This is a genomic window from Microbacterium sp. TPU 3598 (assembly GCF_002356155.1).
Taxonomy (GTDB): Bacteria; Actinomycetota; Actinomycetes; order Actinomycetales; family Microbacteriaceae; genus Microbacterium; species Microbacterium maritypicum_A.
In genome coordinates this window covers 1,878,964-1,893,092 of the sequence record NZ_AP017975.1, presented here as the reverse complement: position 1 = coordinate 1,893,092, position 14,129 = coordinate 1,878,964, and the positions used below count along the sequence as shown (strand labels likewise).

The window sequence follows — 14,129 nt, the reverse complement described above, 5'->3', positions numbered from 1 at the left end:
GCATGGAAGATCTGACCGCGGAGGAGCGCGAGCTCGCCGCCATGGTGCGGGAGTTCGCAGACACGGTCGTCGCGCCGCAGGCCTATGAGGCCGACCGCACCCATACGCTCTCGATGGACGTCGTGGCGCAGATGGGCGATCTCGGCCTGTTCGGCCTGCCGTTTCCCGAGGAGTACGGGGGACAGGGCGGCGACTACATGGCGCTCGGCATCGCGATCGAGGCGCTCGGCCGCGTGGATCAGTCCATCGCGATCACGCTCGAAGCAGGGGTCAGCCTCGGCGCCATGCCGATCTTCCGCTTCGGCACCGAGGAGCAGCGCCAGGAACTGCTGCCCGATCTGCTCGCCGGACGGGCGCTGGCGGGCTTCGGCCTCACCGAGCCGGAGGCAGGCAGCGACGCCGGCGCGACCAGGACCACGGCCCGACTCGACGGCGACGAGTGGGTCATCGACGGCTCCAAGCAGTTCATCACCAACTCCGGTACCCCGATCACGCGCTTCGTCACGGTCACCGCGGTGACCGGGAACGAGGACGGTCGCAAGGAGATCTCGACGATCATCGTGCCCAACGGCACCCCGGGATTCACGGTCGAGGCCCCCTACGACAAGGTGGGCTGGAACGCCTCCGACACGCATCCGCTGACTTTCGACGGGGCGCGGGTGCCCGCCTCGAACCTGCTCGGCCCACGGGGGAGCGGCTTCCGCAGCTTCCTGAGCATCCTCGACGAAGGCCGCATCGCCATCGCAGCTCTCTCGACGGGGGCGGCGGAGGGCTGCCTGGAGGCGGCGGTGGACTACGCGAAGAGCCGCACGATCTTCGGTGCCGCATTGAGCACGCGCCAGAATGCCCAGTTCACGCTGGCGCGGATGCGGGCCCGGGTTCACACCGCTCGACTCGCCTGGCATCATGCCGCGCGGTTGCGGGATGCCGGCAAGCCGTTCGCCGAAGCAGCGGCCATCGCGAAGCTCGTCGGCGGAGAGGCCGCGATGGACAACGCCAGGGATGCGACGCAGATCTTCGGGGGAAACGGGTTCATGAACGAGTTCCCCGTCGGCCGTCATTACCGTGACTCCAAGATCCTCGAGATCGGCGAGGGCACCACCGAGGTGCAGCTCCTCGTCATCGCGCGCGGACTCGGACTCGCCGGGTAGCGTGGCGGTATGACCACGCACGACATCCTGCAGCGGGGGCTGTACTACGAGGAGTTCGCGGTCGACGGCCGCTACCTGCATCGCCCTGGGCGCACGGCGACCGAGGCCGACAACGTTCTCTTCACGACCCTCACGATGAATACGCAGGCGCTGCATCTCGACGCGGCCTTCGCCGAGGCCCAGGATCCGTTCCATGCGCGGCTGATGAACTCGATGTGGACGCTGTCGACGATGGTGGGATCATCGGTCGCGCAGCTGACCCAGGGAACTCTCGTCGCGCAGCTCGGTTTCGGCGACGTGGCTTTCCCGCATCCGCTGTTCGCCGGCGACACGCTCTACACCGAGAGCGTCGTCGTGGAGAAACGGCTCTCCTCGTCCCGACCGGGGCAGGGAATCGTGAAGATCGCGCACACCGGACGCAATCAGGACGGAACGGTGGTCGCCACTGCCGTGCGCTCGGTGTTGGTGCACTGCCTTCCGGAAGGTCCCGCCGCATGAGCTTCGACCTCGGCCCTGCTCTGCTGTTCTGCCCCGCCGATCGACCCGAGCGTTTCCAGAAGGCCGCCGAGCGCGCCGATGCGATCATCCTCGACCTCGAGGATGCGGTGCTCCCGGATGCGAAGGACGCCGCGCGCAGGAATGTCATCGAAGCCGACCTCGACCCCGGCCGCGTCATCGTGCGCGTGAATGCCGCGGACAGCGACGCCTTCACCGCCGACCTCGCGATGCTGGCGAAGACGGACTTCCGCACCGTGATGGTGGCGAAGACGGAGAGCGCGGAGAGCCTCTCAGCGTTCGACGACCGTTACTCGCTGATCGCTCTGTGCGAGACCGCCCGTGGCGTGCACGCCGCAGACCGCATCGCCGCGCACCCACGGGTCACAGCGATGATGTGGGGGGCCGAGGATCTCGTGGCCTCCCTCGGTGGCACGTCGTCCCGGAATGCCGATGGGGGCTATCGCGACATCGCCCGCTATGCCCGCGCGCGCATCCTCCTCGAGGCTGGGGCCCGGGGCAAAGCCGCCATCGATGCCGTGCACATCGCTCTCGACGACGCCGAGGGCCTCGATCGCGAGGCGCGCGATGCCGCCGCGTCGGGCTTTCGCGCGACGGCGTGCATCCATCCCAACCAGGTGGCGGCGATCCGGGCCGCCTACCGACCCGACGAGACGACCGTGGCATGGGCGCGTGCGGTCCTCCTCGCCGCAGCGGCAGAGCGCGGTGTATTCCGGTTCGAGGGACGGATGATCGACGAACCAGTGCTCCGGCACGCGCGCTCCGTCGTCTCTCGTGCCGGCTGATCGCCGCCTCGGCTGATCAGGGCAGCAGCTGATCAGGGCAGCAGCTGATCAGGGCAGCAGCTGATCAGAGCAGCAGCTGATCAGAGGACCGGAGATTCCTCGAGCAGCCGAAGGTATCCGGGAGCTGCCACGAACCGATGCGCCGAGCCGTTCTGAAGGACCTGGCCGTCCCGGGGGAGGGTTCCGCCGGAGACGTGGTCGATCACGGCCCGGATCACTCCGCCATGGGCGACCACGATGACCGACTCCGCGCGAGGAGCGGACCGCCGGCGTGCGTCTCGGGCGATCTCGTGCAGCGCCGCGATGGCCCGTTCGCCGACCTCGTGCAGGGACTCGGCCCCGGGAACCTCCGCATGCCAATCCCCGTAGGTCCTGATGTAGTCCGGCACGAGCATGCCTTCGCCCTCGCCGAACTCGCGCTCACGGATGTCGGGGACGACTCCGGTGATCTCCAGCCCCAGCCGATCCGCGATGATCTCCGCCGTCTCCCTCGCTCGCAGCAGGGGGCTGGTGTAGACGGCATGATGCGTACCGGCAGCGAGCCTCTCCGCCGCCCACCGCGCGTCGTCGCGCCCCGTCTCGTTCAGCGGGATGTCGGTGGAGCCTTGGATGCGCTTGGCGAGGTTCCAGTCGGTCTGACCGTGGCGGACGAGGGTGAGGTGGGTCACGAGAGGAGTTCCTGGAGTGCGGGGAGCACGTCGCTGGTGCCGGCGGCGATGGTGAGGTGCGCCCAGGCATCCGCGCGCGTCGGCTCACGGTTAACGATGATCAAGGGGATGTTGCGGCGACGGGCGCGCTCGACGAGACGCACGCCGGAGTTGACGACCAGCGAGGAACCCGCGACGATCAGTGCGGTGCTCGAGCGCAGCAGCGACTCGGCGGCACGGAAGCGGTCCTGGGGAACGTATTCGCCGAAGAAGACCACATCCGGCTTGAGCGTCCCTGCGCACACCGTGCACACCGGGACGATGAACCCCTCCGTGCTCTCAGGCAGGACGTCGCCGTCGGGAGCGAGCGCGATGTTCTCCGGCACCGTGATCCAGGGGTTGAGCTCCTCGATCTGCACGGCGACATCGCGGCGGTCGAACACCTGACCGCACTTGAGGCACAGCACGCGGCGCATCGTCCCGTGCACCTCGATCACGTGCGAGCTCCCGGCTCGCAGATGCAGACCGTCGACGTTCTGCGTGATGACTCCGGATACCGTGCCCCCGGTTTCGAGTTGCGCCAGCGCGATATGTCCCGGGTTCGGCTCAGCTCGGGCGAACGCGCGCCAACCGAGATGGCTCCCGACCCAGTACCGACGCCGCGCGGCCTCATCGCCCAAGAATGTCTGGATCGTCATCGGATCGCTGCGGGTTCTGGCGCCTTCACCGCGATAGGCGGGGATACCGGAATCGGTCGAGATACCGGCGCCGGTGAGAAGTGCGATGCGCTTCTCGCGCAGCAACTCGGCGGCGTGGGCGATGGTGGCCGACAGCTCGGCGGGATTCGACACGCTCACGGGACCTCCTCGAGCGAGTCTACGGTGCGGGGACGGACACGGCGCCCGCCGACGGGGCGTCAGCGCGAGAGACGCCGTGCGAGGCCTGCCCACGGACGATGGCAGAGTGGACATCGTGGAACTACTGCCTGTGACCGATGCCGACGACCCGCGTCTCGACGACTACCGCGGACTCACCGACACCGCGCTTCGTGCCCTGTCTGAGCCGTCGGGTGGTCTCTACATCGCGGAATCGACGAAGGTGATCGCCCGCGCGGTGGCGGCTGGACATCGTCCGCGTTCCGTGCTGGTCCAGGAGCGCCGGGTGGAGGACATCCGGAGGATCGTCGGCGATCTCGATGTGCCCGTGTACGTGGTACCGGATGAGATCGCCGAGACGGTGACCGGCTTCGCGGTGCACAGGGGGACGATCGCGTCGATGCACCGCCCCGAGCTGCCGTCGGTTCACGACGTGATCCAGGGCGCGACCCTCGTGCTCATCCTCGAGAACATCGGCGACCACACCAACGTCGGAGCGGCCTTCCGTGCGGCTGCCGGGCTGGGGGCCGACGCGGTGCTGGTGTCGCCAGGGGGCGCCGACCCGCTGTACCGTCGCAGTGTCCGCGTGAGCATGGGGACCGTGTTCCAGGTGCCGTGGACGCGTATCCCCGACTGGGATTCCGCCATCGCAGACCTTCACGCCGCGGGCTTCGACATCGCGGCCCTCGCGCTGCGTGACGACGCGGTGACGCTCGACACCTACGCCGCCGATCGTCCGGAACGCGTCGCACTCGTCATGGGCTCGGAGGGCGACGGCCTCTCGCGCGAGGCGATGGAGGGTGCAGACACCATCGTCACCATCCCGATGTCCGGCGGGGTCGACTCGCTCAACGTCGCATCCGCCGCCGCGGTCGCGCTCTGGTCGATGAAAGCCTGACCTCTCAGTCCCTCTCCGGAGGGGTCTGCTCGAATCGGAACACCGGCGAGGGCTCCGGACGCTTCGCCGCGAGGTTGTCTCCGGATGACTGGTGCCGCAACCTCCGGAGCACCCACGGCACCAGGTGCTCGCGTGCCCAGCCGAGGTCCTCGGCGCGCGCCTCTCGCCACGTCCGCAGCGGGAACGGCTCGGGCTGCATGGCCTCGAGGTCGTTCGGCACGTTCAGCGCGCGCAGCGCCATCCGTGCCACCTCGTGGTGACCGAGGGCGTTGTAGTGCAGGCGGTCGTCGTCGAAGAACCGCATGTCCTGCACGACCTTGAGCGCCCACTGATCGGCGACGATGCAGTCATGACGCTCGGCGATCGCACGGACGTTCTCGTTGTAGATCGCGACCTTGCCGCGGAACGCCCGGAACACCGGCGTGAAGGCGGTGTCGATCCCGGTGAAGAGGAGCACGGCCGCTCCCGTCGAGGCCAGTCGGGCCACGGCGTCTTCGAGCTGACTCGCGATGGCGTCCGGATCGGTCCCGGGGCGGATCACGTCGTTGCCGCCCGCACAGATCGACACCAGATCGGGGTGGAGCGCCACGGCCGGCTCGATCTGGTCGGCGACGATCTGTGCGATGAGTTTGCCGCGGACGGCGAGGTTGGCGTAGGCGAAGTCGTCCACCTGCGAGGCGAGCACCTCCGCGACGCGGTCGGCCCAGCCGCGGTGGCTGCCGGGATGTGCGGGATCCGGGTCGCCGATGCCCTCCGTGAACGAATCGCCGATCGCGACGAAACGCCGCCACGGATGTGCGGTCTCGTTCGGAACGTAGGGGGTTCGAGTCGAATCCTGGTCGGTCATCCCGCTCTCCTTCACGAACATTCTGCCCGGCGGAGGTGACCGCTGCGCAGTGACAGAGCCTACTGCAGGCGCACGTCCGGGGCAGGGGCACGCGCGGGAACGGCGGCGAGTGATCCCGTGTCCCCGGCAGCGATTATCGTGGAGTCGATGCTCTCTCCGTCCTTTCCACAGCGTGCCCCTTGGGGCACCGCGAACAAGCTGCGCGCGTGGCAGCAGGAGGCCCTCGAACAGTACTTCGCCGCGGATCAGCGCAACTTCCTCGTGGCCGCCACCCCCGGTGCAGGGAAGACCACGTTCGCTCTCACCCTGGCGGTCGAACTCATGCGCATGGGCGAGGTCAACCGCATCATCGTGGTGGCTCCGACCGAGCATCTCAAGACGCAGTGGGCCGATGCCGCCGCGCGCGTGCACATCCGCCTCGACCCCCGTTTCCGCAACAGCGACTGGGCACCCGCGCGCCACTATCACGGCGCGGTCGTGACGTATGCGCAGGTCGCGGCGAAGTCCTCCGTGCACCGGCATCTCACGGAAGACGCGAAGACGCTGGTGATCCTCGACGAGGTCCACCACGGCGGTGATGCACTGAGCTGGGGCGACGCCATCCGCGATGCGTACGGTCCCGCCAAGCGGCGTCTCCTGCTCTCCGGAACCCCGTTCCGCAGCGACACGGCACCGATCCCGTTCGTCGAATACCACCCCGACGAATCCGGCGCGCGCATCTCTCGCACCGACTACAACTACGGCTACGGTCGTGCGCTGGCCGACGGCGTCGTCCGACCTGTCCTGTTCCACATGTATGCGGGCAAGATGCGGTGGCGCACGACGACGGGCGACGAACTCGAGACGCACCTGGGCCAGGACAACACGAAGGACGTGACTTCGCAGGCCTGGCGCACCGCGCTCGACCCCGAGGGCGACTGGATGCCGGCCGTGCTGTCGGCCGCAGACCGCCGCCTCACCGAGATCCGCCACCACGTCCCCGACGCCGGCGGTCTGGTGCTGGCGACCGATCAGACCGTCGCCCGGGCGTACGCCAAGATCCTGCACAGCATCACGGGCCAGCAGGCCACAGTCGTGCTCTCCGACGACGCGACCGCCTCGGAACGCATCGAGAAGTTCAGCGCGAACGACTCCCGGTGGATGGTGGCCGTGCGCATGGTGTCGGAGGGTGTCGACGTGCCGCGCCTCGCGGTGGGCGTGTACGCGACCTCCTCGTCGACTCCGCTGTTCTTCGCCCAAGCCATCGGTCGTTTCGTGCGGGCCCGACGCCGCGGTGAGGCCGCCAGCGTGTTCCTTCCGCAGGTCCCCGTGCTCATGGGGCTCGCGAACGAGATGGACAAGCAGCGTGACCACGCACTCGACCGGCAGTCGAAGGAGGACGACGGGCTGGAAGACTCCCTGCTCGAGAGCGCGAATCGCGAAGAGGAGACCTCGGACGCGCTGACGCAGGAGTTCAGCTATCAGGCGCTCTCGTCCGTCGCGCACTTCGATCGCGTGGTGTTCGAAGGTCAGGAGTTCGGACAGCTCGCAGAACCCGGCACACCGGAAGAGGAGGAGTTCATCGGATTCCCCGGTCTCCTCGAACCGGAACACGTCCACGAACTGCTCATGCAGCGTCAGTCCCGTCAATCGCGTCTGCGTGAAGCGCGAGAAGCCTCGACCGCGCCGACCGAGACGACGACGCTGCCCCCGCCCCTGCATCGCACGCTCAAAGAGCAGCGACAGCTTCTGAACAGTCTCGTCGGACTCTACGCCCGGCAGAAGGGCGAGCCCCACGGCGCGGTGCATGCCGAGCTCCGACGGATCTGCGGAGGTCCGGCCGTCGCCCAGGCGACGGTGACCCAGCTGCAGTCGCGCATCGAGGTTCTCCGCAAACGCGTGCGTTCCTGAGGACCACAGGACCGCATGACGTCCGGCCGGTGCTTCGGATCCCCGAAATGCTGTCAATCCGCGCCTGAGCAGGGTTCCTGCGCGCCTTCAGAGCTAGCGTTGAACGGTTGCCCGCGCACCGGGCACCGTCTTTTCTGGAGGATCCATGACAGCCCCCGCCGCAGTCGAACCGACGCCAGCCGACCGCCGACGCTGGGCGCGCTATCTCGTCGAGGAGCGTGCCGAAGGCGCCGTTTATCAGAAGCTCGCTGCACGACGAGAGGGGGAGGAGCGCGACATCCTGCTGAGTCTCGCTGACGCCGAACGCCGCCATGAGCAGCATTGGCTCGATCTTCTCGGCAGCGAGCCGAAGCGACTTCCCCGCGCCGGAGTGCGTTCGCGACTCCTCGGCTGGATGGCCGGTCGTTTCGGGTCCATCTTCGTCCTGGCTCTCGCCCAGAGCGCGGAGGCGCGTTCCCCCTACGATGCGGAGCAGTACGCCACCCCCGCGATGCGGGCCGACGAGAAGGTTCACTACGAGGTCGTGCGCGGGCTCGCGGCACGCGGCCGCAGGCGCCTCTCCGGATCCTTCCGTGCAGCCGTCTTCGGAGCGAACGACGGCCTCGTGAGCAACCTGGCGCTCGTCCTCGGCATCGGCGCGACAGGGGTGAGCTCCGGTTTCGTGCTCTTCAGCGGCATCGCTGGTCTCCTGGCCGGAGCGCTGTCCATGGGGGCGGGGGAGTTCGTCTCCGTACGATCCCAGCGCGAGCTGCTCGCAGCCACCGAGGCGAACGAAGACGCCCACGCGTCGGCCGGCGATCTCGACATCGACGAGAACGAGCTCGCGCTCGTCTACCGCGCACGGGGCATGGAGCAGGAGGAATCGCTGGCGCGCGCCCGGCGCATCGTGAGCGCAGCCCAGGCCGGGGCGCGCCGGGCCGCGACCGGTCCGGTCGACATCCAGGGCGGCGACGCACACGAGATCGTCGGCAGCGATTGGACGGCCGCGATCTCGAGCTTCCTCCTCTTCGCCTCCGGGGCGATCATCCCGGTGCTGCCCTGGATATTCGGCCTGGAGGGAACGACGGCCGTCGTCGTCGCACTCGTGCTCGTCGGCATCGCGCTCCTGAGCACCGGCGCGATGGTGGGCGTGCTCTCGGGCGGCCCGCCCCTGCGCCGCGCCCTGCGCCAACTCGCCATCGGCTTCGGCGCAGCCGCCATCACCTACCTGCTGGGCCTTCTCTTCGGAGTCAGCGCGGCGTGACCGGCAGCGACTCCTGTTCCTGCGATCGCGTGATCGCCGGAACAGGATAGCGGCCATCGACGACGACGGAGGCGGGCTTTGTACATCCGCATCACCGGACGGAGTTCTCCCGATGGAGCGGAGCCCGGTAGCTCCGGATCAAGGCGCGGCGTGTATCTCCGCTCTCCGGTGAGCTGTTCCCCGCGTCGTCGACGCACACGACGTCGGTCGTCCACACGACAACAAAGAAGGCCCCGGATCCAGGGATCCGGGGCCTTCTTCTTCCTGTGCGCGGAGGGGGACTTGAACCCCCACGCCCTTACGGGCACTACGACCTCAACGTAGCGCGTCTACCATTCCGCCACCCGCGCAGGTGTTGGATGATCGTTGCCGACCGAAGAATGACATTACCACGTCCCCAGCGGCCTCTCGAACCGAGGCGCACGCCCGGGCGTGGCGCGCGCTTTCGATAGCCTGGACCCATGACCGATCCGTCTCTTCCGGAGGTCGTCCGCATCGCGAGCGACCTGATCCGCTTCGACACCTCCAACTTCGGCGGGGGCAACGCGAAGGGCGAGCGCGAGGCCGCGCAGTATGTCGGTGCCTACCTGGAGGGGCTCGGGCTCGCGGTCGAGTACTACGAGCCGATCCCGCGCCGCACGAACGTGATGGCGAGGGTGCCGGGGCGTGACAGGGACAAGCCCGCGCTCGTCGTGCACGGCCATCTCGACGTCGTTCCCGCCATGGCGGAGGACTGGAGCGTCGACCCGTTCGCCGGCCTCGTGCGGGACGGAATGCTGTGGGGCCGTGGAGCCGTCGACATGAAGAACATGAATGCCATGATCCTCACGTCGGTGGCCGAGATCCTGCGCGCAGGCGAGCAACCGGAACGCGATCTCGTGCTGGCCTTCTTCGCCGACGAGGAGAACGGCGGTGTCGAGGGGTCAGCGCTCGTCGTGCAGAACCGCCCGGAGTGGTTCGAGGGCGCGACGGCCGCCATCAGCGAGGTCGGCGGCTACTCGATCACCGTCGATGACCGACGGGCCTATCTGCTGCAGGTGGGGGAGAAGGCCCTGATCTGGATACGGCTCGTCGCGAAGGGCCGCGCGGGCCACGGAAGCCGCCTGCACGACGACAACGCCGTCACGAAGCTCGCTGAAGCGGTCGCGGCGATCGGGCGCACCCGGTGGCCGATCCGTCTGACGTCGACGACCAGGGCCCTGCTGGAGGGCCTGAGCGACCTGACCGGGCGCAGCGTCGACGACCCCGATGCCCTCGCCGCAGCCGCGGGACCGGCCGAGGCCTTCCTGCGGTCCTCGTTCCGCACGACGACGAACCCGACAGCGCTGGCAGCGGGCTACAAGCACAATGTGATCCCGGAGCGCGCCGAGGCGCTGATCGACGTACGGGTGATCCCCGGGACCGAGGACGACGTCCTCGCCGAGCTGCAGCAGATCGTCGGAGACGAGATCGTCATCGAGACGGTCGTCCGCGACATCGGGATGGAGACGCCGTTCGAGGGCGAGCTCGTGGAGGCGATGGTCGCCAGCATCGGCCGCCACGACCCGGGGGTTCCGGTCATCCCGTATCTGCTCGGTGCCGGCACGGACAACAAGGCACTGGCATACCTGGGCATCACCGGCTACGGCTTCGCGCCGCTCAGGCTGCCTGCCGACCTCGACTTCACAGGCATGTTCCACGGAGTCGATGAGCGAGTACCCGTAGAATCGCTTGTCTTCGGCCAGCAGGTTCTGACCGATCTGCTGCGCACGTACTGAGCGCCGCGCGCTCCGTGCCTCCCTGAACTGAAAGCTCTCCATGCACCTGCTCGAAGCACTGATCCTCGGCATCGTCCAGGGACTCACCGAGTTCCTTCCGATCTCCTCCAGCGCTCACCTGCGCATCCTCGGAACGTTCCTCCCCTCGGGTGAGGACCCGGGGGCCGCGTTCACCGCGATCACACAGATCGGCACCGAGGCCGCCGTCGTGGTGTTCTTCTGGCGCGACATCGTGCGCATCGTCACGCAGTGGTTCCGGTCTCTCGTCGGCAAGGCGCCGCGCAACGATCCGGACGCCAGGATGGGCTGGTTGATCATCATCGGCAGCATCCCGATCGTGGTCCTCGGGCTCCTTTTCCAGGATCAGATCGAGACCGTGCTCCGATCGATGTGGATCGTCGCCGTCATGCTGATCGTGTTCGGCATCCTGCTCGGCGTCGCCGACTACGTGGGAGCGAAGCGCCGAAAGCTCGATGACCTCACCTACCCGCACGGCATCGCCTTCGGTTTCGCGCAGGCGCTGGCGTTGATCCCCGGGGTCTCCCGCTCGGGCGGCACGATCACGATGGGCCTGTTCCTCGGATACGAGCGTGCGGCTGCAGCGCGCTACGCCTTCCTGCTGGCGATCCCCGCCGTCTTCGGCAGCGGCTTCTACCAGGTGTTCAAGAGCTGGGACGAGCCGTCGTTCTTCTCGTTCGGCGACACCCTCGCCGCGACGGGAATCGCCTTCGTGGTGGCACTGGGCGTGATCGCGTTCTTCATGAACTGGATCTCGAAGCGCAGCTTCCTGCCGTTCGTCATCTACCGCATCCTGCTCGGCACCGTCCTGCTGGTCCTTCTCGGCACCGGCGTGATCGCCGCCTGACCCGCGCTCAGCGCTTGCGGTCGCCCGGACCGTCGTCGCGGCGGCGCAGGTAGCGCTCGAATGCCTGGGCGATCGCATCGCCCGACGCCTCGGGGGAGTCCCACGTGTCACGGGTGCGCTCGAGCTGGCGGATGTACTCCGCCATGTCCTCGTCCTCCGATGCGGCGGCATCGATCGACGCCTCCCAGGCGGCGGCCTCCGTGCGCAACGCCGTGCGATCCACATCCACTCCGGTGAGCTCCTCGAGACGGTCGAGGAGGGCGAGCGTGACCTTCGGCGACGGTGTCGCCGAAGCGACGTAGTGCGGCACGCTCGCCCACAGGCTCGCGGTGGGGATGCCGGCGTTCTCCGCGAAGTGCTCGAAGACGGTGAGGATCCCCACGGGGCCCTCGTACAGCGAGCGTTCCAGACCATGTGCCTCGCGCACCTGCTCGTTCTGGCTGGAGGCGAAGATCGAGATCGGCCGTGTGTGCGGAACGTCGGACAGCATGGCGCCGAGGGTGACGAGACCGGTGATGTCGTCGCGCAGAGCGATGTCGATGAACTCGGAGGCGAACGCCTGCCAGGTGCGCGCCGGCTCGGCTCCGGTGAGAAGCCAGAACTCCGGGCCCGGGCCGGGGTTCCGAGGACGCCACAGACCTGCTTCCGGCCAGGTGAGCTGACGACGGCCTTCCGCATCCATCCGCGTCGACGGACGCGTGTACTGGTAGTCGAAGTACAGCTCGGGGTCGACGGAATGCACGAGATCGTATTCCGACGGGGAGCGCAGCGCCTCGATGGCGCTGCTCGCCGCTTCACCCGCGTCATTCCAGCCGTCGAAGGCGGCGATGACGATGCGCGGACCGAGAACATCCATCGAGGGCTCCCTTCGAGATCGCGGTCGTGATCCTTCCAGGCTAGTCCGCGAAGGCGGGGAGCGGGCGGCACCACGGCTAGCATGGGTTCAGTGAGCAGAAAGCCCAGCGCGGTCCTATGGGACATGGACGGAACACTCGTCGACACCGAACCGTATTGGATGGCGGCCGAGACAGCACTGGTCGAGTCCTTCGGCGGATCCTGGACCCACGAAGACGCTCTGCAGCTCGTCGGCAGCGGATTGATCGACAGCGCGGTGATCCTTCAGAATGCCGGAGTCGCCATGGAAGCCGAGGCGATCGTCTCCCACCTGACCGACGTCGTGCAGGAATCGCTCCGCACGCAGGGCGTCCCGTTCCGTCCCGGCGCGCGCGAACTGCTCCGGGATCTCCGGGCGGCGGGCATCCCGACCGGGCTCGTGACGATGTCGCTGCGTCGGATGGCTCTGAACGTCGTGGATCTGATCGATTTCGAGGCCTTCGACATCGTCGTCGCGGGGGATGACGTCGACAACCCCAAGCCGCACCCCGAGCCGTATCTACAGGCCGCAGCCCTCCTCGATGTCGACATCGCCGAGGTGATCGTCATCGAGGACTCGCCCACCGGTGTCCGTGCCGGCCTCGCCTCCGGAGCGCTGACGCTCGCCGTTCCGCACATCGTCCCGCTGGATCACCTCGGGGCGCACGAGCTGTGGCCGACGCTCGCCGGCCGGGGAGCCGCCGACCTCACCGATCTCTATGACAGCAGCACCGCCTCGACAGGAGCGACCCGATGACCGACTCCCGAGCTCCGCGGCCCAGCGGGCCGTTCCGCGCCGGCGATCGCGTGCAGCTGACCGGTCCGAAAGGCCGTCTGCACACCGTGACGCTCCGCGAGGACGGCGAGCTCCACACGCACCAGGGCGTGCTCCGTCATCGCGACCTGATCGGGCTGCCCGACGGCTCCGTCGTCGCCAACAGCTCGGGACACGACTACCTGGCGTTGCGTCCGCTGCTGCGCGACTTCGCGATGTCGATGCCGCGCGGCGCCGCGATCGTGTACCCCAAGGACGCGGCGCAGATCGTGATGCAGGCGGACATCTTCCCTGGCTCGGTGGTCGTGGAGGCCGGGGTCGGTTCCGGCGCGCTCTCGCTCTCGCTCCTGCGTGCGGTGGGTCCGGCGGGGAGGCTCATCTCGTTCGAGCGCCGTGAAGATTTCGCCGATGTGGCGCGCGGCAACGTCGAGACGTTCTTCGGCGAGCACCCGGACACCTGGCGGGTCGTCGTCGGCGATCTCGTCGAGGCGTTGCCGACGGAGACCGCTCCGGCCTCCGTCGACCGCGTCGTGCTCGACATGCTGGCGCCGTGGGAGTGCATGGATGCCGTCGCTGAGGCCCTCACCCCTGGCGGGGTCGTGCTCTGCTACGTGGCGACCGCGACGCAGCTCTCCCGGGTGGCCGAGTACATCCGTGGCACGGGGCTCTTCACCGATCCCGATGCCTCCGAAACGATGGTCCGCGGCTGGCACGTCGAGGGTCTCGCCGTGCGGCCGGATCACCGGATGGTCGCGCACACGGGATTCCTCCTCACCGCACGTCGACTCGCACCGGGCGCCATCGCGCCCTCGGTGAAGCGGCGGGCGTCCAAGAGCAGCTACGGCGACGAAGACGTGGAGGCGTGGACCCCCGGCGCCGTCGGCGACCGCGAGATCAGCGACAAGAACCTGCGCAAGCGCGCGCGGGAGGCGGAGAAGGCCGCCGAGGGGGCGCGCCTGGCCGCCGCATCGCGCGATTCCGGGCACGCGACGGAATAGACTGGAGCG

Annotated in this window: 14 protein-coding genes and 1 tRNA gene; 10 read left to right on the top strand and 5 right to left on the bottom strand. The window is 68.4% G+C overall.

Annotated features, from left to right (window positions below; translation table 11 throughout):
• Positions 1–2 precede the first annotated feature (2 nt).
• Genes MST3598_RS09000 through MST3598_RS08990 form a run of 3 tightly spaced genes read left to right on the top strand, consistent with a single transcriptional unit; the run spans position 3 to position 2,452 of the window.
• A complete protein-coding gene (locus MST3598_RS09000; protein WP_029259209.1) occupies positions 3–1,151 on the top strand; it encodes an acyl-CoA dehydrogenase family protein in 1,149 nt (382 codons plus the stop codon).
• A gap of 9 nt (positions 1,152–1,160) precedes the next feature.
• A complete protein-coding gene (locus tag MST3598_RS08995) occupies positions 1,161–1,649 on the top strand; it encodes a MaoC family dehydratase (protein WP_029259210.1) in 489 nt (162 codons plus the stop codon).
• Complete coding sequence (locus tag MST3598_RS08990; RefSeq protein WP_029259211.1) at positions 1,646–2,452, top strand: HpcH/HpaI aldolase/citrate lyase family protein; 807 nt, start codon at positions 1,646–1,648, stop codon at positions 2,450–2,452. Before MST3598_RS08995 ends, MST3598_RS08990 begins: the two co-directional genes overlap by 4 nt.
• Before the next feature lie 80 nt (positions 2,453–2,532).
• On the opposite strand, the gene MST3598_RS08985 is transcribed toward MST3598_RS08990, so the two are convergent.
• Positions 2,533–3,120 carry a histidine phosphatase family protein gene (locus MST3598_RS08985; RefSeq protein ID WP_021200546.1) on the bottom strand — a complete coding sequence of 196 codons (588 nt, stop codon included), beginning with the start codon at positions 3,118–3,120 and terminating at the stop codon, positions 2,533–2,535.
• Positions 3,117–3,956: a Sir2 family NAD-dependent protein deacetylase gene (locus MST3598_RS08980; RefSeq protein ID WP_021200547.1), complete on the bottom strand. Its 840-nt coding sequence runs from the start codon at positions 3,954–3,956 to the stop codon at positions 3,117–3,119. The genes MST3598_RS08985 and MST3598_RS08980 overlap by 4 nt, the downstream gene beginning before the upstream one ends.
• 115 nt (positions 3,957–4,071) lie before the next feature.
• On the opposite strand from MST3598_RS08980, the gene MST3598_RS08975 reads away from it, so the two are divergent.
• Entirely contained in the window at positions 4,072–4,872 is an 801-nt protein-coding gene (locus MST3598_RS08975) for a TrmH family RNA methyltransferase (protein ID WP_029259212.1), read from the top strand.
• Positions 4,873–4,876: 4 nt separating this feature from the next.
• Here MST3598_RS08975 and MST3598_RS08970 read toward each other — a convergent pair whose 3' ends face one another.
• Positions 4,877–5,719 carry an SGNH/GDSL hydrolase family protein gene (locus MST3598_RS08970; protein ID WP_021200549.1) on the bottom strand — a complete coding sequence of 281 codons (843 nt, stop codon included), beginning with the start codon at positions 5,717–5,719 and terminating at the stop codon, positions 4,877–4,879.
• A 147-nt stretch (positions 5,720–5,866) separates the two neighbouring features.
• Between MST3598_RS08970 and MST3598_RS08965 the strand changes: the two genes are divergently transcribed.
• Together MST3598_RS08965 and MST3598_RS08960 are read left to right on the top strand one after the other, a co-directional pair.
• A complete protein-coding gene (locus MST3598_RS08965; protein ID WP_029259214.1) occupies positions 5,867–7,609 on the top strand; it encodes a DEAD/DEAH box helicase in 1,743 nt (580 codons plus the stop codon).
• 145 nt (positions 7,610–7,754) lie between these two features.
• Positions 7,755–8,852 carry a VIT1/CCC1 transporter family protein gene (locus MST3598_RS08960; RefSeq protein WP_021200551.1) on the top strand — a complete coding sequence of 366 codons (1,098 nt, stop codon included), beginning with the start codon at positions 7,755–7,757 and terminating at the stop codon, positions 8,850–8,852.
• A gap of 267 nt (positions 8,853–9,119) precedes the next feature.
• On the opposite strand, the gene MST3598_RS08955 is transcribed toward MST3598_RS08960, so the two are convergent.
• Positions 9,120–9,202 (bottom strand) — tRNA-Leu (locus MST3598_RS08955).
• A 111-nt stretch (positions 9,203–9,313) separates the two neighbouring features.
• Between MST3598_RS08955 and MST3598_RS08950 the strand changes: the two genes are divergently transcribed.
• Both MST3598_RS08950 and MST3598_RS08945 read left to right on the top strand, forming a co-directional pair.
• The gene (locus MST3598_RS08950; protein WP_029259215.1) at positions 9,314–10,609 is read left to right on the top strand and encodes a M20/M25/M40 family metallo-hydrolase; all 1,296 of its coding nucleotides are present in this window, start codon (positions 9,314–9,316) and stop codon (positions 10,607–10,609) included.
• A 40-nt stretch (positions 10,610–10,649) separates the two neighbouring features.
• A complete protein-coding gene (locus tag MST3598_RS08945; RefSeq protein ID WP_021200554.1) occupies positions 10,650–11,474 on the top strand; it encodes an undecaprenyl-diphosphate phosphatase in 825 nt (274 codons plus the stop codon).
• Positions 11,475–11,481: 7 nt separating this feature from the next.
• Here the strand turns inward: MST3598_RS08945 and MST3598_RS08940 are convergent, their stop codons facing one another.
• A complete protein-coding gene (locus tag MST3598_RS08940) occupies positions 11,482–12,330 on the bottom strand; it encodes a PAC2 family protein (RefSeq protein ID WP_029259216.1) in 849 nt (282 codons plus the stop codon).
• An 81-nt stretch (positions 12,331–12,411) separates the two neighbouring features.
• Between MST3598_RS08940 and MST3598_RS08935 the strand changes: the two genes are divergently transcribed.
• Positions 12,412–13,104 carry an HAD family hydrolase gene (locus MST3598_RS08935; RefSeq protein ID WP_029259217.1) on the top strand — a complete coding sequence of 231 codons (693 nt, stop codon included), beginning with the start codon at positions 12,412–12,414 and terminating at the stop codon, positions 13,102–13,104.
• Positions 13,101–14,120: a tRNA (adenine-N1)-methyltransferase gene (locus MST3598_RS08930; RefSeq protein ID WP_029259218.1), complete on the top strand. Its 1,020-nt coding sequence runs from the start codon at positions 13,101–13,103 to the stop codon at positions 14,118–14,120. The genes MST3598_RS08935 and MST3598_RS08930 overlap by 4 nt, the downstream gene beginning before the upstream one ends.
• Positions 14,121–14,129 lie beyond the last annotated feature (9 nt).

Excerpts from the sequence above, each read along its gene's own strand:
- MST3598_RS09000 (WP_029259209.1), top strand. The coding sequence starts at position 3 with ATGGAAGATCTGACCGCGGAGGAGCGCGAGCTCGCCGCCATGGTGCGG.
- MST3598_RS08995 (WP_029259210.1), top strand. The coding sequence starts at position 1,161 with ATGACCACGCACGACATCCTGCAGCGGGGGCTGTACTACGAGGAGTTC.
- MST3598_RS08990 (WP_029259211.1), top strand. The coding sequence starts at position 1,646 with ATGAGCTTCGACCTCGGCCCTGCTCTGCTGTTCTGCCCCGCCGATCGA.
- MST3598_RS08970 (WP_021200549.1), bottom strand. The coding sequence starts at position 5,719 with ATGACCGACCAGGATTCGACTCGAACCCCCTACGTTCCGAACGAGACC.
- MST3598_RS08965 (WP_029259214.1), top strand. The coding sequence starts at position 5,867 with ATGCTCTCTCCGTCCTTTCCACAGCGTGCCCCTTGGGGCACCGCGAAC.
- MST3598_RS08960 (WP_021200551.1), top strand. The coding sequence starts at position 7,755 with ATGACAGCCCCCGCCGCAGTCGAACCGACGCCAGCCGACCGCCGACGC.
- MST3598_RS08950 (WP_029259215.1), top strand. The coding sequence starts at position 9,314 with ATGACCGATCCGTCTCTTCCGGAGGTCGTCCGCATCGCGAGCGACCTG.
- MST3598_RS08945 (WP_021200554.1), top strand. The coding sequence starts at position 10,650 with ATGCACCTGCTCGAAGCACTGATCCTCGGCATCGTCCAGGGACTCACC.
- MST3598_RS08940 (WP_029259216.1), bottom strand. The coding sequence starts at position 12,330 with ATGGATGTTCTCGGTCCGCGCATCGTCATCGCCGCCTTCGACGGCTGG.
- MST3598_RS08935 (WP_029259217.1), top strand. The coding sequence starts at position 12,412 with ATGGGTTCAGTGAGCAGAAAGCCCAGCGCGGTCCTATGGGACATGGAC.
- MST3598_RS08930 (WP_029259218.1), top strand. The coding sequence starts at position 13,101 with ATGACCGACTCCCGAGCTCCGCGGCCCAGCGGGCCGTTCCGCGCCGGC.